This is a genomic window from Nocardioides humi (assembly GCF_006494775.1).
GTDB lineage: Bacteria > Actinomycetota > Actinomycetes > Propionibacteriales > Nocardioidaceae > Nocardioides > Nocardioides humi.
This window is the reverse complement of sequence record NZ_CP041146.1, coordinates 4,856,452-4,881,035: the sequence shown is the minus strand read 5'-3', so window position 1 is coordinate 4,881,035 and position 24,584 is coordinate 4,856,452. Positions and strand designations below refer to the sequence as shown.

Genomic DNA, 24,584 nt, shown 5'->3' with positions numbered 1-24,584 from the left:
TCGGCGCGCACCACAGGGCTTGCGAAGGAACATGAGCACCTACCTTGATAAACTCGACCTAGTTAGTTCAGTTTCGGACGCGCGACGTCACACCGCACCCTCGTGTGCGCATCGCGCACATGAGCCGGATCACAACGTGAGCACGAAGGAGCCCGAGCTGTGGCCCAGCAGCGCAACGGCCAGGTCGCTGCCGTCGCGAAGGCCGCGACATTGCTCGACGCCCTGGCGCGCAACGAGGCCGCGACCGCCATCGAGCTGGCGCGCGCCTCGGCCGTCGACCGCACGACGGTCCACCGCCTGCTGACGACCCTCGAGCCGACGGGGCTGGTCCAGCGTTCCGGCAGCACCTGGCGCCTGGGCTCCGGCGCAGTCGGACTCGGCGGAGCATACGTCGACCAGTCAGCTCTGCGCAGGGCTGCGCTCCCCTATGCCATCGACCTCCAACGGACCCTGCGCGAACGGCGTGCGGTCATCTCGATCGACGTTCTCTCCGGCACCGAGATGCTCGTGGTGGAGCGCCTGTGGAACCGGCGGACGCCACTGGCGACTATCCTCGACGTCGGCAATCGGGTCAGCGTCACGGGAAGTGCGAGCGGACTGGCCGTCCTCGCCGCACTGGGAGAGGAAGGGATCGCCGGCGATCCGGCGCTCGGCGAGTTGGTCGAGTCGTCCGCACCCGCCGTCCGCGCCGGCGTCGAGCGTGCCCGTGCCCGGCAGGGCCTCGCGATCCTCTCTGCCGGCGTACGCCCCGACCTCGACGCCATGGCGGTCGCCGTGATCGGGCCCGCGGGCGCACCGATCGGATCCCTGGTCGTCGCGGGACAGGACATCTCCGACCACCACGCGACCTCCGACACCGCACGCACGCTGCTGATCGCCGCGCGCCGCGCCTCCCATGAGCTCCGCACGAACTCCGCACGAGCGGCCAGCCGGCATGAAGCCACGCGCCGCCGAAGGCGGGCCGAGTGAAGACCTGAACCGACGTCGGTCAGTCGGCGACCAGGCCCAGCCGCAGGTACTCCGCGGCATAGGTCCCGCTGAGCAGCAGCGAGGCGTAGCGGGCGACCTCTCCGGTCGCCTCCGAGGAGACGTGCTCGATCCGGACGTCCTGGCTGCGGGCGGCGTCCTCGAGCCGTTGCCGCTGATCGCGTACGACGGGGTCGTCGGCGCCGTCGTCGAGGATGACCAGCACCGGGCGCCGGTCCGCGGCGCCGTCCGCGACCGGATCGGCGAACACGTTGCGCGGCCGGGCCGCCTCCACGACCGGGAGGAGGTGCTCGGCGTCGCCGGCGAGCGCGGTGCGCCCCGAGGTACGCCGGATCGACTCCGCGACCCGGCGCGCGGCGCGGGCGGCCAGGACCGAGCCGCCCCAGAGCAGCGGGGCGGCGTCGGCGAGCGAGATGGCGAGCATCTTCGCGGGGTTGATCGAGATGTCGCGGTTGGGCGAGCAGGCGATCGCGACGGCGTCGAGGGCCTCGGCCACCGCGTCGGGCTCCGCGGTCGGCCCGAGGTGCACCTGGTCGAGGAAGGACAGCATGGCGACGGCGGTGGCGAGCTGGTCGCCGGTGCTCGTGGGCAGCAGGGTGGTCCAGCGGCCGGTGGCGTGCTCGGCGACGACCGAGTCCGGGGGCGCGGCGACCACGAGCTGGCAGCCGCGTCGGGCGGCCTCCGCGACGGCGAGGGCGGTCCCGGCGTCGGCGCCCTCGGGAGCGAGGACGACGACGAGGTCGAGGCTCCCGGCCCACCCCGGCAGGGCCGGGGACGGCCACGCCACGAACGGCACGGGGCAGAACGGCTCGAGCACCGCCCGCAGCAGCCGCGAGTCGGGGCCGGCCGCGATCACCGCCCGCGGGCGGGACTCGATGGAGCGGGAGACCGCCTCGGCGATCGCGTCGGAGGCGCCGCCGACCTCGCGGCGTACCCGGGACCCGGACTCCGCGAGCGTGCGCAACCGCAGGTCGGCGGTCGCGAGCGCCGCCTCGTCGTCCAGCCGGGACTCGTCGAACCAGACCATCGGGTCGCCCCCTCCACCCGTCCTCAGGCCGGCTTGCGGGCCTCGTCGACCAGCAGTACCGGGATGCCGTCGCGGACCGGGTACGCGAGGCCGCAGCCACCGCACACCAGCTCGACGTCGTCGCCGGCGGGGGTGAGCGTCAGCTCCCCCTTGCAGGACGGGCAGACGATGATCGCCAGCAGCTCCGGCGAGATCTCCGGCCGGCTCGCGGCGCTCACTTGCTGCTCCGGATGGTCGCGAGGACCTCGTCACGGACTCGGGCCATGGTGGACTCGTCCTTCCCTTCGACGTTGAGCCGCAGCAGCGGCTCGGTGTTCGAGGCGCGCACGTTGAACGCCCAGTCGGCGTGGCTGACGCTCAGCCCGTCGAGCCTGTCGACGGCGACGCCGTCCTGGCCGCCGTACGCCGCCGCCAGCTCCGCGAGCACCGCGTCCTGGTCGGCGACGGTGCTGTTGATCTCCCCGCTGAGCGGGTAGCGGGCGTAGGCCGCGAGCAGCTCCGAGAGCGGCCGGCCGGACTCCGCGAGCGCGGCCATCGCGTGCAGCGCGGCGAGCATGCCGGAGTCGGCGCGCCAGAAGTCGCGGAAGTAGAAGTGGCCGCTGTGCTCGCCGCCGAAGATCGCGTCGGTCTCGGCCATGGTGGTCTTGATGAAGGAGTGCCCGACCCGGGTCCGGACCGGCGTGCCACCGAGCTCGGCGACGATCTCGGGCACGGCGCGCGAGGTGATCAGGTTGTGGATCACCGTGGCGCCCGGCTCCTTGGCGAGCTCGCGGGCGGCGATCAGCGCGGTGAGGGTGGACGGCGAGACCAGCTCGCCCCGCTCGTCGACGAGGAAGCAGCGGTCGGCGTCGCCGTCGAAGGCCAGGCCGATGTCCGCGCGCTCGGCGATGACCGCCTTCTGCAGGTCGACCAGGTTGGCGGGCTCGATCGGGTTGGCCTCGTGGTGGGGGAAGGTGCCGTCGAGCTCGAAGTACAGCGGCACCATCTCGACCTGGTCGGCGAGGCGGCCGAACACGGCGGGCGCGGTGTGGCCGGCCATCCCGTTGCCGGCGTCGACGACCACTTTCAAGGGCGCCTGCATCCGGCGGCCGGCGACCGGGGCGAGGGCGAGCAGGTGCGCGGCGTACGCCTGCAGCACGTCGTGGGAGCCGATCGAGCCGGTCCGCGAGCCGACGGCCGGCGTCCCGGCGGCGACCCGGTCGCGGATCTCGGCCAGGCCGCTCTCCATCCCCACCGGCTGGGCCAGCGCCCGGCACATCTTGATGCCGTTGTACTGCGCCGGGTTGTGGCTCGCGGTGAACATCGCGCCGGGCAGGCCGAGATGCCCCGAGGCGAAGTACAGCTGGTCGGTCGAGGCCAGCCCGATCATGGTCACGTCGGCACCGGCCGAGGTGGCGCCGTCGGCGAAGGCGCCTGCAAGCGAGGGCGAGCTCGGCCGCATGTCGTAGCCGATCACCATCGCCTCGACGCCGAGCACGTCGACGTACGCCGCACCGGTGGCCCGGGCCAGATCCTCGTCGAGCTGCTCGCCGACGATCCCGCGCACGTCGTAGGCCTTGAACACGCTGCTCAGGTTCTCCGGACTCGTCGTGGCGCTGGCCATGCCCCAGACCCTAGGGCACGCCGGGCCGCATCGGTGAGTCGCACTCACCGTCCGTCGCCGGCAGCGCAGCGGGAGGCGTCGGCGGCAGCTTGCTGCCTCGTCTGCGCCGGAGACGCGCTCGGCCTCAATCGGTCGTGAGCATCCTGAGGTGGCCCTTGCGGGCGACCTCACGGCCCGGCTCGCGGGGCTGCTCGACCGGCTCGCGCCGCATCGGGCGGGCGGCCTCGCGGACGGCGTCGGCGAGCGCGAGCAGGTCGTCGTTGCTGGGACCCTGCTGCTGGGTGCCGAGGGCGAGCCGGACGACCTCCCAGCCGCGTGGCGCGGAGAGCCGCTCGCTGTGGACGTCGCACAGGTCGTAGGCGTGCGGCTCGGCGTACGTCGCGAGCGGCCCGAGCACGGCCGTGGAGTCGGCGTACACATAGGTCAGCGTGGCGACGGCACGGCGCGCGCAGGCCGTGCGCGAGCACGTCCGCAGGCTCTGCGGGGCCGGACTGGTGGTCATCTCCGCAGACGCTACCGCCCCGGGCGGAACGGGCGGATAGGCTCGCGGGTCGTGGAGCCACCGAAGACGCCCGGCCGGCGCCGGGACCGCCGCGGCCGCGGGATGCGCGGGCCGGCGGTGCTGCCGCTGGCGGCCACGGGACACCGGCCGCCGCTGCCGCGCAGCCGCCGGGAGACCTTCGACCGGATCATGCTCGACGTCGTCACCGACATCGACGCGCGCTGGTCGGAGCACCTCGGCCTGGTGGAGTACGCCGTCGAGGACGCGCCGCAGCTGCCGGACGACTGGGACTCCGGGCGGGTGCCGCTGTCGTCGCTGGTGCGTGGGTCCGGGACCCGGCCGACCCGGCTGGTCGTGTTCCGCCGGCCGCTGGAGCATCGTGCCGCGGACCGGGCCGATCTCGAGGCGATCGTGCTGACCGTCGTGGTCGAGCAGGTCGCGGAGCTGCTCGGCATCGAGCCCGGCCAGGTCGACCCGCGCTACCCCGCGGACGACGACTGACCCGGCCGGGTACACCTAGTCGGGAGAGACCACCGGGATCCGGGCGTGCGTCTCGGCCGGGCGCAGCCGCAGCGTCGCCAGCCCGGGCTGTCCGCCCTTGGTCGGGAGCGAGACCACCCCGGCGATCCGGGTGTTGCGCGGCTCCACGGCGACCAGGACCGCCTCGGGCGGGAGGTCGAGCGAGGCGGCACGGTCGGGGGCGACCTCGACCTGGTCCTCGCGCAGCACCGCCCCGTCGGGGCCGTACGACGTCACGTGGACCACACCGGTCCGGATCGCGTCGCCGAGCAGCAGCGTCTTGTCCCCCGACGGCAGCACCGTCGCGGTCGGCTCCCGCACCTCGACCGCGGGGGCGAGCAGGACCAGGTCCTTGCGCCGCACCAGCCGGACCGAGGCGGCGACGGGCTCGGCGGCCTCGACGACGATCCCGACGACCCCGGCGGCGCTCTCGCCGCTGAGCAGCGGCCGGAGGTCGACCGTCTGCAGGGCGTGCGGGGCGACGGTGACGTCGGGCGCGTCGGTCGGGGTGAAGGTCGCGTCGGCGGTCACCAGCCGGATCCGGGCGCGGACCTCGTCGTCGCCGGGGTTGGCGACGAACAGCGTGGCCCCGCGCGCGCCGGACGGCACGCCCAGGATCAGGTTCTCGGTGTCGGGCGCAGCCTGGGTCGGCAGGAACTCGGTGGTCGCGCGGCCGCGGCCGAGCTGGTCGCGGGTGTTGCGCGCGGTCACGGTCACCCGTCCGCGGGTGACGCTCAGGTGGGCGGCGGTCATCTCGCGCCGCGGCGCGACGGCGGCCAGGTCGATCCGCTGCACGCCGTGGGCCGGGACCTGGATGCCGCGCAGCGCGGGCTCCTCGACCGGCCCCTCCTCGTCGTACAGCGCGACGTCGACGACGGCCTCGCCCTCGTCGGGGTTCACCAGCTCGAGCGTCGTGGCGTAACGGGCGGTCGCGCCCAGGCCGACCAGCCACTCGTCGTACGCCGGGGCGCGGCACTCGGGCACGGCCAGCGGGTCGTCCCGGCCGGCGGTGATGCCGGGCGCGGCGGCGCCGTCGCCGTCGAGGACGACCGGGCCGGCCCCGTCCGGCACGACGGCGGTGCTGCCCGCCTCGACCGTGACCGGAGCGCCCGCGACGAGCTCGGTGCCGTCCTCCTGCGTGGCGAGGATGCCGAGCTCGCCGCCCCCGACGCCCGGGGTCCGGCCGACCCGCACCGCGCTCGCGGGGCGGGTGCCGCCCGGGCACACGACGGTCGCCGAGGTGAGCTCGGCCGTGCTGGGGGCTGGGGTCCGGCGAGCGGGGTCTCCTCGTCGCCGATGGCGCCCAGGCACAGCGCCACCACCGCGGGCAGCACGATCGCGAGGGCGACGAGGACGTCGACCCGCCGGCGGCGTACGACGGACGCGCGGCGGCCGCCTGACCTCTGCTCACTCATCGCGGTTCCTTCGCAGCGGCGGGAGGGCGAGCACGACCAGCACCGGGATCGCACCGGCCTGGACCAGCAGCAGGAGCCAGCGCAGCCAGGCGTGGTGGCCCGCCGGCGGCCCCGGCTCGGGACTCAGCTGCCAGGCACGGGTGCCGCGCTCGGAGCTGGCCTGGACCAGGCCGGAGGTGGCATCGAGGCTGGCCGCGATGGCGCCGTCCGCCGGCGCGGCCTGGACGACGTAGCGGATCCCGAGGCCGGACAGGCGGGTCACCGCATCCGGGTCGGGCGAGGTCACCAGCGAGCGGATGATGGCGGTGATGTCCGGGTCCTCCGGGGTCAGCGCGGCGATCTCGTCCTCGCCGACGGTCGGGCCGTCGCCACGGTGCACGTCGTACCGCAGGCCGGTGTCCCTGCTCCCCCGCAGCACGAGCACGCCGTTCTGCTCGGCCTGCTCGGCGCGCTGGGCCATGTAGACCGGCACGTCGGAGGCCGGCGGGTCGCGCAGCTCCTCGGCGCCCCAGCCGGCGAACCAGACCAGGCCGACGAGCGGCGCGACCAGCCCGGCGACGCCGGCCAGGGCGAGCCCGGCCTGCGCGGGCTTCGGCTGGTCGCCGAGGTGGTGCAGCGAGAGCCCGCCGAGCAGGATCGCGGTGACCCACGCGCCCTGGAGCACCAGCAGCACGGCGCCCAGGCCGGGCTGCTGGCCGACGGGGCCGGCGATGTCGATCCGCGCCATCGCCAGGGGTACGGCGACCACGGCCGTGACGGCGGCGACCAGCCAGCACACGACGACCGGGATCCGGGTCGCGCGCGGGACGAGGGCCAGCAGCGCGAGCACCGGCAGCACCAGGCCGACCGCGGCCGGGGCGCCGAGGCCGCCGAGCCGTCCGGCGAGCAGGTCCCAGCCCGAGGTCGCGGCGGTGGGCCAGCGGCCGATGTCGAGGACGGTGCCGGCGAACCCGCCCTCGAACAGGGCGGGCAGCCACCACGGCAGGAGCACGAGCAGCGGCACGGCCAGCGCGGCGACGGGCGGGCCCCACACGGAGCGCTCCCGGACCTCGCCGGGGATCAGCCGCACCGCACAGCCGAGCAGCACGACGACGAGCAGCGTCACGACCAGCCAGGCGGGCGGCGCGACGGCGGTGAGCAGCGCGAGGGCCAGCCCGGTGCGCCAGCCGGCGCGCCAGCGGTGGCCCGCATCGGGGTCGGCGAAGCCCAGCGCGGCGTGCGCCATCCACGGCAGCACGGCCGCCGCGACCACGATCCCCCAGCGGCCCCCGCCCCACGCGCCGGCGACGAGCGGGACCAGCGCCCAGGTGACCGACCCCCACAGCAGCAGCCAGCGCGGGGCGCCGTACGGCGTGACGAGACGGCCCACGACCCGCAGGAACCGCCACGCGCCCCACAGGCCCAGCGGCGCGGCGAGGGCCATCAGCAGGGACATGAGCAGGGACGGGCCGAACGGGAGGCCGAGCACCGCGAGCAGGAGGACGTACGGCGGCGCCGGGACGTCGGAGCCGAAGCCGATCGGGTGGTGTCCCTCCAGGTGGAGGGCCCACCAGTCGCCGACGCTGCCCGGCGCCGGCGAGAGGGCGCCGCCGGCGATGCCGCCGACGACGTCGCGCACGCCGACGAGGAGCGCGACGACGGTGATCGCGGTCGCGACCGCGACGGGGTTGGTGAGGAAGCGCACGACGAGGCCGGTGTCGGCGAACTCCTCGTCCTCGTCGCGGTGCCGCGCCGGCGGCGGGGCGGTCGCCGCGTCGCGCTCGGCGGCGGCGACCCGGCGACGCTCGGCGACGTCCGCGGCCTGGTTGGTCGCGGCGGCGGCGAGGTCGCCGACGAAGTCGAGGCCGTGCCGGTACGGCAGCCACCACGGCGCCAGCAGGCGTCGTACCCGGGCCCGGTCGGTGCCGCCGGGCCCGGCGGCCGCACGTCGCGCACGCCGGGCGGCGCGGACCTGGCCGGGGTGGCGCAGGACGGCGACCAGGGCGGCCAGCTCGTCGAGCGCCTCGCCGACCGCGCGCACGCAGAGCAGGCCGAGGACCCGCAGCAGCGAGCCGAGGGTGAGCCGCAGCACCTGCAGCGGCAGGGTCGCGCCGCGGGCGTTGGCCAGGAGGGTGAAGAGCGCGGCGCGGCGCTCCTGGAAGTGGGTGTGGCGCCCGGTCAACGGCGTGCGTCGTACGCCGCGATGGGCGGCCTCGGCGTGGAAGACGACGGCCGACGGGACGATCAGCGTGGTCCGGCCGGCCGCGGCGGCGCGCCAGCCGAGGTCGATGTCGTTGCCGAAGATCGGCAGCGCGGCGTCGAAGCCGCCGAGCTCCTCGAGCACCTGGCGGCGCACCAGCATGCCGGCGGAGTTGACCGCGAGCACCTCGCGGACCTCGTCGTGCTGGCCCTGGTCGTACTCGCCGCGCTCCAGGCCGGTCTCCCGGCGACCGGTGCCGCTGATGGTGACGCCGAGCTCGAGCAGCCGGCGCAGCGAGGGCCACTCGCGCAGCTTGGGGCCGAGGATGTCGGCGTCGGGACGGTCGGCGGCGGCCGCGAGCAGCGCGGCGAGCGCGGCGGGCGCGGGGTTCGCGTCGTCGTGGAGGATCCACACCCACTCGGGCGCGGCGCCGGCCTCGGCGAGCGCTACCAGGCCGTCCGCGACGGCGTCGGGGAACCCGGTGTCGCCGGGCAGCGTGCGCAGCTCGAGGGGCAGCCGGTCGGCCAGCGCGGCCCGGATCAGGTCGGCGCTGCCGTCCCTGCTGCCGGTGTCGACGGCCACGACGCGCGTGGGGGGCGTGGTCTGCGCGAGCAGGCCGTCGAGGACCGCCGGCAGCCAGGTGCTGCCGTCGTGGCTGACCAGGAGGACAGCCACCTCGGGTTCATGCGACACGAGGTCAGACCCTACGACCGACGGCGTGAAGGGGGCGAACCGTCGGGCAGGGTCCGAGCCTCACACGGCTTTCTTCTTGAGCTTGCGGCGCTCACGCTCCGACATGCCGCCCCAGATACCGAAGCGCTCGTCGTTGCCCAACGCTGCCTCGAGGCACTCCAGACGCACCTCGCAGGTCTGGCAGACCTTCTTCGCCTCGCGCGTCGATCCCCCCTTCTCGGGGAAGAACGCCTCGGGGTCGGTCTGCGCGCACAGCGCGCGCTCCTGCCACCCCAGCTCGTCGGAATCTGCCTCGACCAGGAACAGTTCCCTCACGATTTCGCCCCTTACGACTCGACCCGGTGCCCCGAACGACACCATTGGAATTACATACGTGTCATACCCCAAGAGTCAAGGTCGAATCTGCTATAGGGCAAACCCCGTGCATCCCGCCGCCCGCGGGCAGGGCACAGTTGTCCCCCGTGGAATCGACACCTGACGCGACAGCCGCCGGACCCATCGGGAGGCCGCTCCGCCGATTGACCGTCCTCTCGGGCGGCATGGGCGGAGCCCGGTTCCTGCAGGGCCTGCTCCACGGCATCGCCGCCGGAACCCTACCCGGTGTGGCCACGGACGCCCACGTCACGGTGGTCGCCAACAACGCCGACGACTGGTGGATCCACGGCCTCAAGGTCTGTCCCGACCTCGACACCGTGATGTACACCCTCGGCGACGGCATCGACCTCGACCGCGGCTGGGGTCGGCGCGCGGAGACGTGGAGCGCCAAGGAGGAGCTGGCGGCGTACGGCGTGGAGCCGACCTGGTTCGGCCTCGGCGACCGCGACATCGCCACCCACCTCGTGCGGACCCAGATGCTGGACGCCGGCTACCCGCTGTCCCAGGTCACGCAGGCCCTGTGCCGGCGCTGGCTCACCCCGGCGTACGGCGACGCGCTGACCCTGCTCCCGATGACCGACGACCGCGTGGAGACCCACATCGCCGTCGCGGACGCCGAGAGCGCCAGCGGCAAGCGGGTCGTCCACTTCCAGGAGTACTGGGTCCGGCTGCGGGCCGAGGTGCCCGCCGAGCAGGTCGTGTTCGTGGGCCTGGACCAGTCCACCCCCGCGCCCGGCGTGGTCGAGGCGATCACCGGCGCCGACCTGGTCGTGCTGCCCCCGTCGAACCCGGTCGTGTCGGTCGGCACCATCCTCGGCGTACCCGGCATCCGCGACGCCGTCCGCTCCACCGACGCGCGCGTCGTCGGCCTCTCCCCCATCGTCGGCGACAGCCACGTGCGCGGCATGGCCGAGCAGATGCTGACCGCGATCGGCGTCGAGGTCAGCGCCGCCGGCGTGGGGCTCAACTACGGCGCCCGGTCGGCGGGCGGCGTGCTCGACGGCTGGCTGGTCGACGAGCGCGACGCCGGCCAGGTCGCGCGGCTCGAGGCGGCCGGCATCGCCACCGCCGCCGTGCCGCTGATGATGACCGACCACGACGCCACGGCCGCGATGGCCGCCGCCGCGATCGGCCTGGTGCGCGGATGAGCGTCACCGTGACCGCGCCCGACGGCGTCCCCGAGATCCGGGCCGGCGACGACCTCGCCGCCGCCCTGCTCACCGCCCTCGGGCCCGGCGACCTGGCCGACGGCGACGTCCTCGTCGTCACCAGCAAGGTCGTCAGCAAGGCCGAGGGACGCGTCGTCGACGGCGACCGCGAGGCGTGGATCGACGCCGAGACGGCGCGGCTCGTCGCCCTGCGCGGCCCGACCCGGATCGTGCGCAACCGCCTCGGGCTGACCATGGCCGCCGCCGGGGTGGACGCGTCCAATGTCGCGCAGGGCTCGGTCGTGCTGCTGCCGCTCGACCCGGACGCGTCGGCCCGGCGGCTGCGCGCCGCCGTCGCCGAGCGGCGCGGGGTCAACGTCGGCGTCGTCGTCACCGACACCGCCGGCCGGGCCTGGCGGGAGGGCCAGACCGACATCGCCATCGGCGCCGCCGGCCTCGCCGTCCTCGAGTCCTTCGCCGGACGCGTCGACGCCCACGGCAACGAGCTCGCCGTCACCGCCCCCGCCGTCGCCGACGAGATCGCCTCGGCCGTCGAGCTCGCCCAGGGCAAGCTCGGCGCCCGCCCGTGCGCCGTCCTGCGCGGTCGCGCCGACCTCGTCCTCCCTCCGGGGGACGACGGTCCCGGCGCCGGCGCGCTGATCCGCGCCGACGGCGCCGACCTCTTCGGGTACGGCGCCCGCGAGGCCGTGATCCAGGCCGTCGCCGCCCGGCCGGCGGCACGCACCCCGTTCGGCAGTCCCGTCGACGCGGGCGATTTCGTCGCCGCGCTCGCCCGCGCCGGGATCGCCGCGCGGGCGGCGGCCCCGGCCGACGTACGCACGGGGCGGGAGCGGCGCGCCGCCGCCGACATCGTCGCGTTCGCCCACGGCTGGGAGAGCGCGGAGACGGGCGACGCGGACACCGACCTGCGGTTTCGACCGGTGACTCCGTAGACTCACCGCGTTTCCGCCGCTAACCACCAAGACGAGGTACCCCGCACGTGGCCAAGTCCAGCAAGACCGAGAAGTCGGAGCGCCGCCAAGTCATCGACGACATCCGGCGGAAGCAGAAGCGCGCCGACAAGCGCCAGGGCATGGCGATCGTGGGTGTCTGCGTGGTGGTCGCGCTGGTGATCATCGGCGCCGCGCTCTACCCGAAGGCCCGCGACATCGTCAACGACCAGAAGTGGAAGGGCAAGAGCGTCGCCGAGATCGGCGCCGGCGCCGACGTGTGCGGCGACATCACCGAGAAGGAGGCCACCGGGAGCGGCGAGCACGTCCCCGAGGGCCAGCAGGTCGACTACACCGACGCCCCGCCCGCCTTCGGCGCGCACTGGAACGTCGCCGGCGTCGCCCCGACCCCCATCGGCGACCGCTTCTACACCGCGGACTCCCGCCCCGAGCTCGAGGCGCTCGTCCACAACCTCGAGCACGGCTACACGATCCTCTGGTACGACAAGACCGCCGGCGACGACTCCGGCGAGCTCTCGGCCATGCGCGCCATCGCGAAGATCATGGACGCCAACGACACCAACCAGCGCCTGAAGTTCAAGGTCGCCCCTGGACCGCCGCCGACGTCAAGGAGACCGGCAAGTCCTTCCCCGAGGGCCAGCACATCGCCCTCACCCACTGGCGCGTCGACCAGGACACCCAGAAGCAGTACGGCGCCTGGCAGTACTGCTCCGAGGTCAGCGGCGCCGCCCTGAAGTCGTTCATGGACAAATACCCCTTCACCGACGCGCCCGAGCCCTACGCCTACTGACCCACGCATCCCACCGACCCGGCCCGTCCCGACCCTGGATTTGCACCGACCCGGCGCATCCTGGCCTCAGAACGACACCGACCCGGCGCATCCCTACCTCGGTAAAGGTAAGGATGCGCCGGGTCGACGTGACTTCGAGGTCAGGATGCGCCGGGTCGCGCTCACACGAGGTCGGTGCGGCCCTGGTCCCTGAGGGCGGAGACGACGTTCTTGACCTCCTGCGCGCGGGCGCGGGTGGTGACGAGGAGGGCGTCGGGGGTGTCGACGACGACGACGTCGTCGAGGCCGATCACGGCGACCACCCGCCCGGAGCCGGGGATGACGATGCCGCTGGCGCCGATCAGCCGGGTCAGGGCAGGGTCGCCGAGGACGGTGCAGGCGTCGTCGTCGCCGAGCAGACCGGCGAGGGAGTCGAAGTCGCCGATGTCGTCCCAGCCGAAGCCGCCGGGGATGGTGACGACCCGGCCGGCGGCCGCGGCGGGCTCGGCCACGGCGTGGTCGATCGCGATCCGCGGCAGGGTCTCCCACAGCTCCGGGAGCCGGTCGGGCTCGGCGGCGATGGTCCGCAGGGTGGCGGCGAAGCCGGGGTCCTGCTCGGCGAGCAGGTCGAGCAGCACCGTCGGGCGTACGACGAACATGCCGGCGTTCCACCGGTACCGGCCGGTCGCGAGGTACTCCTCCGCCACCGGCACCGACGGCTTCTCCACGAACTCCGCGACCTTGCGCGCGGCCGGGTGGCCCGGCAGGTCGTCGCCCTGGCGGATGTAGCCGAACGCCGAGGAGGCGAAGGTCGGCTCGATGCCGATGGTGACCAGCCAGCCGTCGCGGGCGGCGTCGACGGCGGCCGCGACGGCGGCGGCGAACCCGTCGGGGTCGGTGATGACGTGGTCGGCGGCGAAGGAGCCCATCACCTCGGCGCCGCGGCGCTCGAGGAGCGCCGCGGCGAGGCCGATGGCGGCCATCGAGTCGCGGGCCGACGGCTCGGCGACGACCGCGTCGTCCGGCAGCGTCGCCAGCTGCGCGCGCACCGCCGTACGGTGCGCCTCCCCCGTCACGACGAGCAGCCGGTCGCCCACCAGCGGGGCGAGCCGGTCCTGCGTCTGCTCGAGCAGCGACCGGCCGGACCCGGTGAGGTCGTGCAGGAACTTCGGCGCCCGTGAGCGCGACAGCGGCCAGAGCCGCGTTCCGGCGCCGCCGGCGGGGACCACCGCCCAGAAGCCCGGGATCTCGTCAACCATGCGCCGCACCCTACGGCCCCGGCCTCCGGCCTCCGGCCTAGGCTCGGTCCGGTGACGACACCGAGCACCTTCCCCGGCGTCCTGGCCGGGCGCCTGCGCAACGATCCCGGCCGGCCCCTGGTGACCTTCTACGACCACGCGACCGGCGAGCGGGTCGAGCTGTCCGTCACGACGTGGGCCAACTGGGTGGCGAAGGCCAGCTCCCTGCTCGTCGACGAGCTCGGCCTGGAGCGGGGCGACCGGATCGCGATCGACCTGCCGCCGCACTGGCTCGGCACGGTCTTCCTCGGCGCGGCCTGGAACAGCGGGCTGGTCGTGGCCGACGCCGACGACGCGGACCTGGCCGCCGCGGTGTGCGGCCCCGGCACCCTCGACGCCTGGGCGGCGCGCACCGGCGAGCTGGCGGTGCTGGCCTGCGCGCTGCTGCCCCTCGGCGTCCGCTTCGCCGAGCCGGTCCCGGCCGGCGTGACCGACGTCGGCGTGGAGATCTGGTCCCAGCCCGACGCCTTCCAGGCCTGGGACCCGCCGCAACCCGACGACCTCGCGCTCGATCGGGCCGGCCGGACGCTCAGCCAGTCCGCACTGTGGAGCGAGGCGGCCGCCACCGGTCTGGTCGGTGACGGCCGCCTCCTCGCGGTCGCCGACCCCGTCACGGAGCCGGCGATCCTCTGTGAGCCGCTCCTGCAGGGCGGTTCACTCGTCCTGGTCGCCCGGGCCGAGCCGCGGCGACTCGAGGCGACGTACGTCGCCGAGCACGCCACGGCCCGCTTCCCCGCCTGAGCGACCAGGACGGATCGGGTCGCGGGGCTAGCCCGCGAGGTCGAACTTCTTCCTCTTCTTCAGCAGCACGGGCGAGCCGAGCTTCTTGGCCTTCACCTTCTCCAGGGCGTACACCGCGCCGGTCGCCTTGTTGCGGACGACGACGACCTTGCCGCCGCTGGGCATCGGGCCGAGGCCGATCATCCAGTCGTAGCCCGCGGCGCTGGACTTCATCGGCTTCGCCTTCAGCCACCCGCCGGCGTTGATGCCGGTGTGGAGCGTCAGCGCCGAGCCGCTGCGGACCAGCGCGTCCGGCACGCCGTCCTTGTTCCAGCGGCCGACCGGGATCAGCTTCTTGCCCGCCACCGGGCCGGTCGCCGGCACGCTGGCCCGGAACCCGGTCAGCCCCTGCCCCGGGTAGACCCGCATCTGGTCGCCCTTGGGCTGGCCCATCAGGTCCGGGAGGCCGTCGCCGTCGATGTCGCCGACCGCCGCCAGCATCTTCACGCCGCGGAAGCTGCCGGGCAGCACCACCTGTGGCTGGAAGATCCCGCCGCCGGCCCCGCGGAACAGCACGGGTGCCTTGTCGCTCTTGCGGATGGCCATGATGTCGTTGAAGCCGTCGCCGTCCCAGTCGCCGACCCGCAGGATCTGCTTGGCCCACGGCGCCCAGATGTTGGTCTTCACCGTCGCCGCGATCTTCCAGGTGCCGCCGGCCTTGTCGATGTCGTGCAGGACCAGTCGCCCGTTCTTCGCCTTGCGTACGACGATGTCGGGGTTCGCAGAGCCGATGTAGTTGCCGTTCAGCTGCCCCAGCAGTGCGCCCTGCTGCGCCTGGGCGGCGAGCGCCCGGATCGTCGGCAGCTGCGCGTACAGGTACTTGCCGGGGCACGCCGTCTTGCCGGCGTCCTTGTGCCCGCTGATGGCGGCGAAGTTCGAGGAGCCCACCTTCTGCTTCATCGAGGCCGCGTCGACGCCGGTCAGGGAGAGCTTCCAGGCGAACAGCGCGCCGTACGCGTTGAGCAGCTCCGGCGTGGGCTGGGCGGTCTCGAAGTTGCCGATGGCCGACATCGCGAAGGAGTAGTCGTTGTAGCCGAGCGTGTGGGCCCCGACGACCGCCTTGTCGACGCCGCCCGCGCGCCCCTCCCAGATCCGGCCGAACCGGTCGACGAGGAAGTTGTAGCCGATGTCGCTCCAGCCGCGGGTCTTCACGTGGTACGCGTAGATGCCGCGGATGATGCCCGGCACCTCGCTGGGCTGGTAGTCGTTCGCGTTGACGGTGTGGTGGACGAAGCCCGCGTTGACCGTGCCGTAGCGCAGCGAGCCCTTGTCCCGCAGCTTCTCGTCGGCGCCCCACTGGGCGCGCGAGTAGATCTGCGGCTGCGGCGCCCCGGTCGTGGCGGCGGAGAGCGTGATCGCCCCGTCCGTCGCGGCGCCCTGGTCCTGCTGGTCCTGCTGGCTCGCGCCCGCTCCGCCGGTGGCGCCGGTGTCGATCGACGGCCCCTGCTGGGCGGTGGCGGTCGGCGTACCCGGGTCGATGACGGCGACCTTCAGGTCCTCCGGCGCCGACGCGGTCGTCTCGACCTGCACCTGGACCTGGTCGACGTCGCCGACCAGGACGGCCTCGGTGCCGGGGCGCGAGCGCTGGGCCTCGGCGCTGCCGGGGTCCGGGGCGTGGTCGTCGTGGTACTCCGCGGCCGTCCAGTCGCTCCACACGTCGCCCGTGCGGGTCCGCACGGAGACGCTGATGGCGTCCTCGTCGACCTCGCTGCCGTGCGCCCACGTGACGCCGACGGTGCCGTAGCCCTCCACCGGCAGCGCGTCGCTGATGACCTCGTCACCGCCGTTCGCGAGCGGCTTCACGCTGCCGCGCAGCGTGAGCCGGCCGCTGACCCCCTTCGAGGTCGCGGTCAGCGGGTACTCCGTGACGGCCGGGTCGACCTCGCCGGTCGGCACCGTCACCGGCGTGGTCGCGGCCTGCAGGGTCACGGTCCCGGGGCGGCGCCGCCGCCGGGCTCCGCTGGGCGGACGTCCATCGTGACGGTACGGGCCGCAGGGGTGAGGACCGCGACGACGACCGCCAGTGCCAGCGCCTGCTGGCACAGGGTCACGAACCGGCCTCGGTGCGTGCGTTCGGGGATCTCCGTGGGGTACGGCGACATGGCTCTGCTCCAGACGTGTGTGCGGGGAAGTTGTCACACGAGTAGCAACTTTCACATGCGTCACACGGGCCTGGGAAGAGTCGGTGAGTAACTACAAACGTGTAATTTCCACTCGACACGCCGACGAACATCAACTTTGTCACCGTGAGCTTCTCTGGCGCGCGAGCGCAGCGAAGCGCGGTAGCCGACCCGGCGGAAACTGCCCGCGAGCGCAGCGAGCCGGGGCAGTTTGCGCCGGGTCGGCGGGCGCGAAAGGTCAACTTGCGCCGGGTCAGCGCAAGTCCGGGGTCAGGACGCGCCGGGTCGCCGGGTGGGGCGTCTAGCCGCCAGGAGACCGCCAGAGGAGGTCAGATGTCGTTGGCGACGGCGCCGTCGTCGAGCTCGTCGTTCTCGTCGTAGTGCAGGTAGTGGACGGCGGCCTCGGGGTCGCCGTCGAAGCCGAGGCGGCCCTTCTCGAGGACGAGGACCCGGCTGCACATCTTGACCACGGAGTCCGGGGAGTGGCTGACGTAGAAGAGGGTGCGGCCGCTCTTGCGGATCTGCCGCATCTTCTTCATGCACTTGACCCGGAAGGGCTTGTCGCCGACGGCGAGCGCCTCGTCGGCCAGGAAGATGTCGGAGTCGACGTGGATCGCGATCGCGAAGCCGAGCCGGGCCTTCTGGCCGGAGGAGTAGTGGCCGACCGGTCCGTCGAGGGTGGAGCCGAGCTCGGCGAAGTCGACGATCTCGTCGAACTTGCGGCGGATCTCGGGCTCGGTCATGCCGAGGATCGCGGCGTTGAGGTAGAGGTTCTCGCGGCCGGTCAGCTGGTTGTGGAAGCCGGCGCCGGTGGCGATCAGGCCGGCGATCCGGCCCCGGGTGAGGATGGTGCCCTCGTCGGGCTTCATCACGCCGTTGATCATCTTGAGCAGGGTGCTCTTGCCGGAGCCGTTGAGGCCCATGATGCCGATGGCCTCGCCCTGCTCGACGGTGAAGGAGACGTCGTCGATGGCCCGGAAGGTCTCGGTGGTCCTGCGCCCCTTGACCTTGGCGACCGCGACCTCCTTGAAGGTCCGGTGGTAGCGGAGCGTGAAGTACTTGGTGGCGTTCTCCACCACGATCGAGGTCGCCATGTCAGAGTCGCTCCGGGATCTTGTTCTCGAGTCGGCTGAAGACCAACTGGGCCACACAGAGCAGGACGAGGGAGAACCCGAGGATGACCACGCCGTTGAGCAGGAGGTGGTCCGGCATCGCCGCGACGGTCTCGTGCCCCTCGGGCACGGTCCCGACCCAGAAGGCACGCTGGACGAGCAGCACGGCGTCGGCCAGCGGGTTGAGCAGGTAGTACTGGGCGAACCGGCCGAACCGGTCGTCGACCATCGAGTACGAGTACATCATCGGCACGCCCCAGCGCACGAAGTTGTTGAAGACGCCCACGATGTTGCCGAAGTCGCGGAAGAACACGTTGGCGGCGCTGAAGAAGAGCGCTCCCGACAGGCCGAGCACGGCGATGATGAGCAGGGCCAGCACCAGCGCGACCATGCCGGTCGGGTCGGGCGTCCACCCCGTCAGCACGGAGGCGACGAGCAGGATCACGAGCTGCGGCCCGACGTGGTAGAGCGACACCAGCATGGTGGCGACGGGGAACATCTCGCGGGGCATCGCCATCTTCACGACGAGAGCACGGTTGCGCACGATCGAGCGGGTGCCCGCCCGAAGGTCTCGGTGAAGAAGTGGACGAGGGTCAGCCCGGCGTACAGGTGGATGGCGAAGTTCGGGATGTTGTCGTGCAGGTTGAAGATCAATCCCACGACGGCGTAGTAGATGAAGAACTGGCTCAGGGGGTTGATGTAGGACCAGAGCAGGCCCAGGAACGAGCCCTGGTAGCGCGCGCTGATCTCGCGGCGCACGAGGAGCTTGAGCAGATACCGTCGCCGGAAGACGCCGACCAGGCCGTTGTCCGCGGAGGGCGGCCGCAGCGGCGGGAGCTCGGACTCGTCGGGAAGGGTCGCGGTCATCGGCTCTCCCCCTCCGTCCACGGGGCGAAGGTCTTCTCCCAGGTCTCCGGCGAGGTGATGTCGCCGAGCGCCGCACGGTACTGCGCGGCGATCTCGTCCCAGTCGCGCCGGAAGCGGTTGTGGAGCTGGATGGTACGACGCACCAGCGCCTTGTAGCGGTCGCGGTCGCGCTGGTAGAGCGCGGCGGACGTGCCGTCGTTCATCGAGACGACGGCGGAGTCGAAGCTCGCGATGCGGTACCACTTGGCGTCCATCGCCCGGATCTCCACCTCGGGGAACTCCCGGGAGAGGTCGCGCGGCCGCTTGAGCTGGCGGATCGGCGCGAGCCCGGCGGTGACCAGCTTGGACAGCCGGCCGGGGACGTCGCTGAGGTCCTTGCCCTTGCGCGGCGGCTTCTCGCGGCGTACCGGCGGGAAGTCGTCGGCGTCGGCGTGCAGCTGGGCGTCGGTGAACTGCTTGCGGAACGCGTTGACCTCGCCGAGGCGGGTGGGGAGCATCTCGTGCAGCCCCTGCGGGCCGGCGAGGACGTCCTCGAGGGCCTGGATCCGCAGCTCCACGGTGGAGTACTGCATGGAGACCAGGTGGGCCAGGTCGAAGGCGAAGCTCTCGTGCAACAGCCCGCCGCCGCGCGGGTAGCCGGAGTGCAGCAGGGCCGCGACGAACCGGTTGCGCTGGTGGAAGTAGGCCTGCCAGTCGAGGGCGTCGTTCTTGTCGGTCCACGGCACGTGCCAGACCGCGGCACCCGGGAAGGTCACTGTGGGTACGCCGGCCGCGCGGGCCCGCAGGCCGTACTCGGAGTCGTCCCACTTGATGAACAGCGGCAGCGAGAGCCCGATGTCCTCGAGCACCCGGCGCGGGATCATGCACATGAACCAGCCGTTGAAGTCGACGTCCTGCCGCTTGTGCAGCCACCGCGCCGAGCGCAGGTTGCGGGCGCCGAAGTCCCAGTCCTGGTAGCCGTCCTTGGGCGACATCCACCAGAACCGGTAGGGCTGGACGATCTCGCCGAAGCTGTGCAGCCGGCTCTTGGCGTAGAGGCTGAACATGTGGCCGCCGACGATCGTGGGCCGCCGGGCCAGGTCGCCGAAGGTGACCGCGCGGATGATGCCCTCGGGCTCGCAGACGACGTCGTCGTCCATCATCATCGCGTACGTCGCCGTCCCCTTGCGGACCGACTCGAGCTGCCCGCGGGCGTAGCCGCCGGAGCCGCCGAGGTTGCCCTGCTGGAGCACCCGCAGCCGACCGCCGAGACCCTCCTCGGCGCTCGGGAAGTACTCGCTGTCGCGGACCAGCTGGTTGCCCTGCTCCATCACGAAGACGGTGTCGAGATAGGGCAGCAGCTCGGGCGTGCCGAGCTGGCCCAGCAGCTGGGCGCAGAAGTCGGGCCGGTTCATGGTCGTGATGGCCAGGTCGACGGTGCCGTGCTCGGCGCGGTCGGCCGGCACCTCGGCGGTCCACTCGGCGGACTCCACGGTGACGTCGCCGTGGCCGGCTACGACGTCGTACCAGTACCAGCCCCCGTCGATGAACGGGCCGAGCGTGAGGTCGAAGGTGAGCGTCGTCGGCCCCTCGGCCTCGGTGACCTCGCTGGCGACCTTCTGCTGCCGGCCGTTGGCCATCGACTTGTTGACGATCAGGGTCGCGCCCGAGCCGCGCACCGTCACGGTCAGCCTCACGGACCGTACGACGCTCCACCGGCGCCAGTAGCCGGCCGGGAAGCCGTTGAAGTAGGTGCCGAAGGACAGCTTCTCGCCCGACGGGATCATCACCGCGGTCCGGGACAGCACCTGGTCGGGACGGATCGTGCGCCCGGTCGAGGTCTTCTGCCGGATGGCCGTGGCGTTGAGCTCCCTGGCGCCGCGGTTGCCGCCGACGACGTACTTGTCCTCGTCGAGGTTCGGCTCCTCGCAGTCGAGGTAGAGCGGCAGGACGTCGGGATCGGTGTCCAGCGGCAGGATCTGGCGCTGGAGCAGCCGCTGCACGGTGGCCGCCTCGGTGGTGCTGCTCATGCGTCGACACCGCCGCTCTTGAGCTCGGCACCCTCGGCGAAGTGGGGCTTGAGCCGGTTGTCGTACAGGGACAGCGCGGACGCGATCGCCATGTGCATGTCGAGATACTTGTAGGTGCCGAGACGGCCCCCGAACAGGACCATCGGCTCGCGCTCCGCCAGGTCGCGGTACTTGAGCAGCTTCTCGCGGTCCTCGGCGGTGTTGACCGGGTAGTACGGCTCGTCGGTGTCCTCCGCGAACCGGCTGTACTCGCGCACGATCACCGTCCTGCCCTCCGGGTAGCTGCGCTCGGGGTGGAAGTGCTTGAACTCGTGGATCCGGGTGAACGGCACGTCCGGGTCGGGGTAGTTCATGACCGAGCAGCCCTGGAAGTCGTCGACCTCGAGCACCTCGGGCACCAGGTCGACGGTGCGCCACGACAGGCGCCCCTCGCAGTTGTCGAAGTACTCGTCGACCGGGCCGGTGTAGACGATCGGGACCTTGCCCTTGTAGCGCTCCGCGACGCCGGGGCTGCGGAAGTCGGTGTCGAGGACGACCTCGATCTTGGGGTGGTCGGCCATCCTCGCCAGCCACGCTGCGTACCCGTCGGTGGGCAGGCCCTCGTAGGTGTCGTTGAAGTAGCGGTTGTCGTAGGTGTAGCGCACCGGCAGCCGGCTGATGATGTCGGCCGAGAGCTCCTCGGGCGCGGTCTGCCACTGCTTCGCCGTGTAGTGGGCGATGAACGCCTCGTAGAGCGGGCGGCCGATGAGGGAGACGCCCTTCTCGACGAAGTTCTCCGGCTCCTTCCCGCCCAGCTCGGCGGCCTGCTCCTTGATCAGCTCGCGCGCCTGCGCGGGGGTGTAGGCGGCGTCGAAGAACTGGTTGATCGTGCCGAGGTTGATCGGCAGCGGGTACACCTGCCCGTCGTGGGTGCTGTAGACCCGGTGCTGGTAGCCGGTGAAGGAGGTGAACCTGTTGACGTACTCCCACACCCGCTCGTTGCTGGTGTGGAACAGGTGGGCGCCGTACTTGTGCACCTCGATCCCGGTCTCGGGCTCGGGCTCGCTGTAGGCGTTGCCGCCCAGGTGGGACCGGCGCTCGATGACCAGGACCCGCAGGCCGAGGTCGGCGGCGCAGCGCTCCGCGACCGTCAGGCCGAAGAAGCCGGAGCCGACGACGACCAGATCCGGGAGGTCGGGGTTCGACGAGGTGAGAGGCACGATCGGTCAGTTTACGGATGTTCCCTGACCTTCCACATTCGCAACGCGCGGTCGCGCCCCGTTCACCAGCGGGTGGACGTGACGAATATCCTGTTCTGGTGTATACCCACCAGACGGCCGGACGCGGCGCGCCATCGTTCGCCCTCGCCTGGCTCGCCGGTCTCGGGCTGGCCGTCCTCACCATCGTCTTCTCGCGGCTCGAGGCGATCCCGATCCAGGACCCGGACAGCCTGATCCCGGGCTACATCCGGTTCCCCGCGATCGTCCTCGGCGCGATCGCCCTCGACGTCGTCCCCCGCACGTTCCTCGGCGCCGGCCGCCCCGGCGCGGGCTGGGCGCGCCGGGTCCGCGACACCTTCCGCACCGTGCTGCGGGAGCGCTGGCCGCTGTCGCACTGGAAGTTCGCGCTCAACGGCGTCATCGCCTGGTACCTGTGCTACGCCGCCTTCCGCAACGTGAAGAGCATGGCGCCGTTCGTGCACGAGAAGATCTACGACGACCCGCTGGCCGACCTCGACAAGTTCCTCTTCGCCGGCCACGACCCGGCCGCCGTGCTGCACGCCTGGTTCGGCACCGGCCTGGCCGCCCACTTCTTCTCCGCCGTCTACATCGTCTGGATCGCGCTGGTGCCGGTGAGCATCGCGATCGCCCTGGTCTGGACCCGGCACACCCGCGCCGGTGAGTGGTACGTCACGGCCGTCGCCGTCGACTGGGCGCTCGGCGCGGTCCTCTACGTGCTGGTCCCGACGGTCGGCCCGATCTACTCCCACAGCAGCGCCTTCGCCGCGCTCCCCGAGACCTACGTCAGCAGGCTGCAGGAGAGCATGTGGGGCGACCGGGTCGCGGTCCTGGCCGATCCCGTCGGCGCCGGGACCCTGCAGACGATCGCGGCCTTCGCCTCCCTGCACGTCGGCATCATGATGACGATCTGCCTCATCGTGGAGCTGATCCGGCTGCCCCGCTGGGTGCGGGTCAGCTCGTGGGTGTTCCTCGGCCTGACCTCGCTCGCGACGGTCTACCTGGGCTGGCACTTCTTCATCGACGTCATCGCCGGCGCCGCGCTGGGCGCCTTCGCGGTCTGGATCGCCGGGATCGCCACCGGCAACCGGGTCGGCCTGCGCGCCCGACTGGTGCCCGATCCGGTCACCGCGCCGGTGGCACCCGCATCCGGCGCGCATCCCGAAGCGCTCGCGTCACGTTCCGCGCCTCTGCCCGACCACCCCGCAGCGGACTGAGCAGGACCACCACCAGCGCGACCAGCACCGGCTTGAGCCGCGCGAGCGGGTTCTCGCCGTACCGGAAGTGCACGGCGAACAGGTTGCGGTACATGTAGTACCCCTTCCAGCCGGCGAGGTCGTGCTGCTGGTCGAAGTCGAGCTGGCGCACCAGCACCGCGTCGCGCACCGCGCGGATCGGGAAGCCGGCCCGGCGGGCGCGGATCGCGAAGTCCACGTCGTCGTAGAAGATGAAGTACGACGCGTCCGGCAGGCCGATCCGGTCGATCACCTCGCGCCGGACGAGGAAGCCCTCGAAGGCGACGTTCTCGACCTCGACCGTCGCGGGCATCGCCGCCCGGCTCGGGTACGTCGAGTCGACGCTGGCCGTCTTGGGCCGGATCGCCAGCGGGTTGCGCAGGTCGAAGCGGATCGCGGCCTTCTCGACGAGCGCGCCGGTGCGATCCTCCCGGACCGCGATCAGGCACGACCCGTCGACCTCGAGCAGCCGGGTCAGGCAGTCGGGGGCCGGGACCACGTCGTCGTCCATGAGCCACATGACGTCGTACCCTTGCTCGTAGGCCGTCTGCAGCCCGAGCCGGAAGCCGCCCGCTCCCCCGAGGTTGTCGGCGGTGTGGATCGGGACCAGGCCGGGGAGCGTGCTGCGCCCGAGCACCTCGCGGGTGTGGTCGGTGCTGGCGTTGTTGACGACGAACACCGCGTCGGGAGCGCGGTCGAGCGCGCCGAGCCCGGCGAGCATCCGCTCCAGCAGGTCGGCGCGGTTGTAGGTGACGACGACGACCGCGACCCGCTCGGTCATCGCAGGTACCTCCGGTGGCCGGCGAAGTCGCCCCGGAGGCCGGCGGCGGCGGCGCGGGCGCTGAGCGGGATCCGGGCCGGCTGCGGTCGCGTGAACAGGTAGAACCACACGGTCTTCAGCCAGAACAGCAGCACAAACGGCCAGCCGCGGTAGTCGCGCAGGTTGAGCGTGTTGTTGCGGGCCATGCAGTAGTGCTTGAGGTCGCTCGGGGTGTGGTTGTACGTCGTGCGCCCGCGCATCATCGGCGTGCCGAGGTCGTCGGTGGCCGGGTGGAGGAAGTGGGCGTCGACGACGGTGGCGATCCGGGCACCGGCCCGCTGGGCGCGCCACAGGTACTCCACGTCGTCGCCCCAGATGAAGAACTCCTCGCGCGGCAGCCCGATCCGCTCCACCAGCCCCCGGGTGACGAGCACGCCGTTGAACGGGATCACGACGTCGTCGATCAGCCCGTCCTGCGCGGCCGCCTCGACCGCGGCCATCTCGTGGACGACGCGCGTGCCGCCGGGCAGCCGGATCGGGAAGCACAGCCGGGCGGGGTCCTGCTCGGCGAGCACCGCGGGCCCGCAGAACTCCAGGCCGTCGCGCTGTTGCCGCTGCAGGAGCAGGTCGAGGCAGTCGGGGGCGGGCAGGCCGTCGTCGTCCATCAGCCAGACCAGGTCGGCGCCCTCGCGCACCGCCCACCCGAGGCCGTGGTGGAAGCCGCCGGCACCGCCGGTGTTCGTCGCGAGCGTCTCGTGGCGGACCCGCGGGTCGGCCACCGCAGCCAGCCACTCCCCCGTGCCGTCGGTCGAGGCGTTGTCGACGACCAGGATCCGCTCCAGGCCGGCGATCTCCTGCAGCCGCGGGACGAGGCGCTGCAGCATCGCCAGCCGGTTGTAGGTCACCACGACGGCCTGCACACGCACGGCTGTCACCCTACTGGGCACGCGCCGAAACCCGTGTCGCCGGACGCCACCGCCCCCTACGCTCGGTGGATG

Annotated in this window: 24 protein-coding genes; 7 read left to right on the top strand and 17 right to left on the bottom strand. The window is 72.7% G+C overall.

Translation table 11 applies throughout. The annotated features are described in order from the left end of the window. Nucleotides 1-159: 159 nt before the first annotated feature. Nucleotides 160-969: an IclR family transcriptional regulator gene (locus tag FIV44_RS23585; protein ID WP_141006573.1), complete on the top strand. Its 810-nt coding sequence runs from the start codon at nt 160-162 to the stop codon at nt 967-969. Nucleotides 970-988: 19 nt separating this feature from the next. Here FIV44_RS23585 and FIV44_RS23580 read toward each other — a convergent pair whose 3' ends face one another. From FIV44_RS23580 to FIV44_RS23565, 4 genes are all read right to left on the bottom strand, one after another. Then, nucleotides 989-2,014 carry an SIS domain-containing protein gene (locus FIV44_RS23580; RefSeq protein WP_141006572.1) on the bottom strand — a complete coding sequence of 342 codons (1,026 nt, stop codon included), beginning with the start codon at nt 2,012-2,014 and terminating at the stop codon, nt 989-991. Between the two features lie 23 nt (nt 2,015-2,037). Further along, complete coding sequence (locus tag FIV44_RS23575; RefSeq protein ID WP_181410789.1) at nt 2,038-2,232, bottom strand: Trm112 family protein; 195 nt, start codon at nt 2,230-2,232, stop codon at nt 2,038-2,040. Beyond that, on the bottom strand, nt 2,229-3,617 hold the full coding sequence (locus tag FIV44_RS23570) for a phosphomannomutase/phosphoglucomutase (RefSeq protein WP_141006571.1): 1,389 nt from the start codon (nt 3,615-3,617) through the stop codon (nt 2,229-2,231). Before FIV44_RS23570 ends, FIV44_RS23575 begins: the two co-directional genes overlap by 4 nt. Before the next feature lie 124 nt (nt 3,618-3,741). Then, entirely contained in the window at nt 3,742-4,119 is a 378-nt protein-coding gene (locus tag FIV44_RS23565; RefSeq protein ID WP_141006570.1) for a DUF3499 domain-containing protein, read from the bottom strand. Nucleotides 4,120-4,170: 51 nt separating this feature from the next. Between FIV44_RS23565 and FIV44_RS23560 the strand changes: the two genes are divergently transcribed. Continuing rightward, a complete protein-coding gene (locus FIV44_RS23560) occupies nt 4,171-4,620 on the top strand; it encodes a metallopeptidase family protein (protein ID WP_246086582.1) in 450 nt (149 codons plus the stop codon). A 15-nt stretch (nt 4,621-4,635) separates the two neighbouring features. On the opposite strand, the gene FIV44_RS23555 is transcribed toward FIV44_RS23560, so the two are convergent. From FIV44_RS23555 to FIV44_RS23545, 3 genes are all read right to left on the bottom strand, one after another. Beyond that, the gene (locus tag FIV44_RS23555; RefSeq protein WP_141006569.1) at nt 4,636-5,949 is read right to left on the bottom strand and encodes a DUF5719 family protein; all 1,314 of its coding nucleotides are present in this window, start codon (nt 5,947-5,949) and stop codon (nt 4,636-4,638) included. 96 nt (nt 5,950-6,045) lie between these two features. After that, nucleotides 6,046-8,907, bottom strand: coding sequence for a glycosyltransferase (locus tag FIV44_RS23550; RefSeq protein ID WP_181410788.1), 2,862 nt, complete (start codon nt 8,905-8,907; stop codon nt 6,046-6,048). 78 nt (nt 8,908-8,985) lie between these two features. Beyond that, a complete protein-coding gene (locus tag FIV44_RS23545) occupies nt 8,986-9,240 on the bottom strand; it encodes a WhiB family transcriptional regulator (RefSeq protein WP_246086581.1) in 255 nt (84 codons plus the stop codon). Nucleotides 9,241-9,443: 203 nt separating this feature from the next. Between FIV44_RS23545 and cofD the strand changes: the two genes are divergently transcribed. From cofD to FIV44_RS23530, 3 genes are read left to right on the top strand one after another with little or no spacing between them, the layout of a single operon-like run. Then, on the top strand, nt 9,444-10,448 hold the full coding sequence (gene cofD / locus FIV44_RS23540) for a 2-phospho-L-lactate transferase (RefSeq protein WP_246086580.1): 1,005 nt from the start codon (nt 9,444-9,446) through the stop codon (nt 10,446-10,448). Beyond that, nucleotides 10,445-11,401 (top strand): coenzyme F420-0:L-glutamate ligase, encoded by a 957-nt coding sequence (locus FIV44_RS23535; RefSeq protein ID WP_141006566.1) that lies wholly within the window; start codon nt 10,445-10,447, stop codon nt 11,399-11,401. Before cofD ends, FIV44_RS23535 begins: the two co-directional genes overlap by 4 nt. A 47-nt stretch (nt 11,402-11,448) precedes the next feature. After that, on the top strand, nt 11,449-12,153 hold the full coding sequence (locus tag FIV44_RS23530; protein WP_246086579.1) for a DUF3105 domain-containing protein: 705 nt from the start codon (nt 11,449-11,451) through the stop codon (nt 12,151-12,153). Between the two features lie 217 nt (nt 12,154-12,370). Here FIV44_RS23530 and FIV44_RS23525 read toward each other — a convergent pair whose 3' ends face one another. Then, nucleotides 12,371-13,447 carry a mannose-1-phosphate guanylyltransferase gene (locus tag FIV44_RS23525; protein ID WP_141006565.1) on the bottom strand — a complete coding sequence of 359 codons (1,077 nt, stop codon included), beginning with the start codon at nt 13,445-13,447 and terminating at the stop codon, nt 12,371-12,373. A 51-nt stretch (nt 13,448-13,498) separates the two neighbouring features. On the opposite strand from FIV44_RS23525, the gene FIV44_RS23520 reads away from it, so the two are divergent. Next, nucleotides 13,499-14,227 (top strand): TIGR03089 family protein, encoded by a 729-nt coding sequence (locus FIV44_RS23520; RefSeq protein ID WP_141006564.1) that lies wholly within the window; start codon nt 13,499-13,501, stop codon nt 14,225-14,227. Nucleotides 14,228-14,254: 27 nt separating this feature from the next. On the opposite strand, the gene FIV44_RS23515 is transcribed toward FIV44_RS23520, so the two are convergent. From FIV44_RS23515 to glf, 7 genes are all read right to left on the bottom strand, one after another. Beyond that, nucleotides 14,255-16,195 (bottom strand): N-acetylmuramoyl-L-alanine amidase, encoded by a 1,941-nt coding sequence (locus tag FIV44_RS23515; RefSeq protein WP_141006563.1) that lies wholly within the window; start codon nt 16,193-16,195, stop codon nt 14,255-14,257. Then, nucleotides 16,192-16,368, bottom strand: a complete 177-nt coding sequence (locus FIV44_RS30815; RefSeq protein ID WP_181410787.1) for a hypothetical protein — start codon at nt 16,366-16,368, stop codon at nt 16,192-16,194. The genes FIV44_RS23515 and FIV44_RS30815 overlap by 4 nt, the downstream gene beginning before the upstream one ends. Nucleotides 16,369-16,715: 347 nt before the next feature. Beyond that, nucleotides 16,716-17,480, bottom strand: coding sequence for an ABC transporter ATP-binding protein (locus FIV44_RS23510; RefSeq protein WP_141006562.1), 765 nt, complete (start codon nt 17,478-17,480; stop codon nt 16,716-16,718). Nucleotide 17,481: 1 nt separating this feature from the next. Then, complete coding sequence (locus FIV44_RS32585) at nt 17,482-18,042, bottom strand: ABC transporter permease (RefSeq protein WP_246086578.1); 561 nt, start codon at nt 18,040-18,042, stop codon at nt 17,482-17,484. After that, on the bottom strand, nt 18,018-18,365 hold the full coding sequence (locus tag FIV44_RS32580; RefSeq protein ID WP_246086577.1) for an ABC transporter permease: 348 nt from the start codon (nt 18,363-18,365) through the stop codon (nt 18,018-18,020). The genes FIV44_RS32585 and FIV44_RS32580 overlap by 25 nt, the downstream gene beginning before the upstream one ends. Then, complete coding sequence (locus FIV44_RS23500; protein WP_141006561.1) at nt 18,362-20,374, bottom strand: glycosyltransferase; 2,013 nt, start codon at nt 20,372-20,374, stop codon at nt 18,362-18,364. The genes FIV44_RS32580 and FIV44_RS23500 overlap by 4 nt, the downstream gene beginning before the upstream one ends. Then, nucleotides 20,371-21,573 carry a UDP-galactopyranose mutase gene (gene glf, locus FIV44_RS23495; RefSeq protein ID WP_141006560.1) on the bottom strand — a complete coding sequence of 401 codons (1,203 nt, stop codon included), beginning with the start codon at nt 21,571-21,573 and terminating at the stop codon, nt 20,371-20,373. Before glf ends, FIV44_RS23500 begins: the two co-directional genes overlap by 4 nt. 98 nt (nt 21,574-21,671) lie before the next feature. Between glf and FIV44_RS23490 the strand changes: the two genes are divergently transcribed. After that, complete coding sequence (locus FIV44_RS23490; RefSeq protein ID WP_181410786.1) at nt 21,672-22,808, top strand: phosphatase PAP2 family protein; 1,137 nt, start codon at nt 21,672-21,674, stop codon at nt 22,806-22,808. On the opposite strand, the gene FIV44_RS23485 is transcribed toward FIV44_RS23490, so the two are convergent. Next, entirely contained in the window at nt 22,717-23,607 is an 891-nt protein-coding gene (locus tag FIV44_RS23485; RefSeq protein WP_141006558.1) for a glycosyltransferase family 2 protein, read from the bottom strand. The genes FIV44_RS23490 and FIV44_RS23485 overlap by 92 nt on opposite strands. Next, nucleotides 23,604-24,512 carry a glycosyltransferase family 2 protein gene (locus tag FIV44_RS23480; RefSeq protein ID WP_246086576.1) on the bottom strand — a complete coding sequence of 303 codons (909 nt, stop codon included), beginning with the start codon at nt 24,510-24,512 and terminating at the stop codon, nt 23,604-23,606. The genes FIV44_RS23485 and FIV44_RS23480 overlap by 4 nt, the downstream gene beginning before the upstream one ends. Between the last annotated feature and the right edge of the window lie 72 nt (nt 24,513-24,584).

Coding starts and splice junctions, on each gene's coding strand:
- FIV44_RS23580 (WP_141006572.1), bottom strand. CDS start 2,014: ATGGTCTGGTTCGACGAGTCCCGGCTGGACGACGAGGCGGCGCTCGCG.
- FIV44_RS23570 (WP_141006571.1), bottom strand. CDS start 3,617: ATGGCCAGCGCCACGACGAGTCCGGAGAACCTGAGCAGCGTGTTCAAG.
- FIV44_RS23565 (WP_141006570.1), bottom strand. CDS start 4,119: ATGACCACCAGTCCGGCCCCGCAGAGCCTGCGGACGTGCTCGCGCACG.
- FIV44_RS23535 (WP_141006566.1), top strand. CDS start 10,445: ATGAGCGTCACCGTGACCGCGCCCGACGGCGTCCCCGAGATCCGGGCC.
- FIV44_RS23525 (WP_141006565.1), bottom strand. CDS start 13,447: ATGGTTGACGAGATCCCGGGCTTCTGGGCGGTGGTCCCCGCCGGCGGC.
- FIV44_RS30815 (WP_181410787.1), bottom strand. CDS start 16,368: ATGTCGCCGTACCCCACGGAGATCCCCGAACGCACGCACCGAGGCCGG.
- FIV44_RS23510 (WP_141006562.1), bottom strand. CDS start 17,480: ATGGCGACCTCGATCGTGGTGGAGAACGCCACCAAGTACTTCACGCTC.
- FIV44_RS32580 (WP_246086577.1), bottom strand. CDS start 18,365: ATGACCGCGACCCTTCCCGACGAGTCCGAGCTCCCGCCGCTGCGGCCG.
- FIV44_RS23500 (WP_141006561.1), bottom strand. CDS start 20,374: ATGAGCAGCACCACCGAGGCGGCCACCGTGCAGCGGCTGCTCCAGCGC.
- FIV44_RS23485 (WP_141006558.1), bottom strand. CDS start 23,607: ATGACCGAGCGGGTCGCGGTCGTCGTCGTCACCTACAACCGCGCCGAC.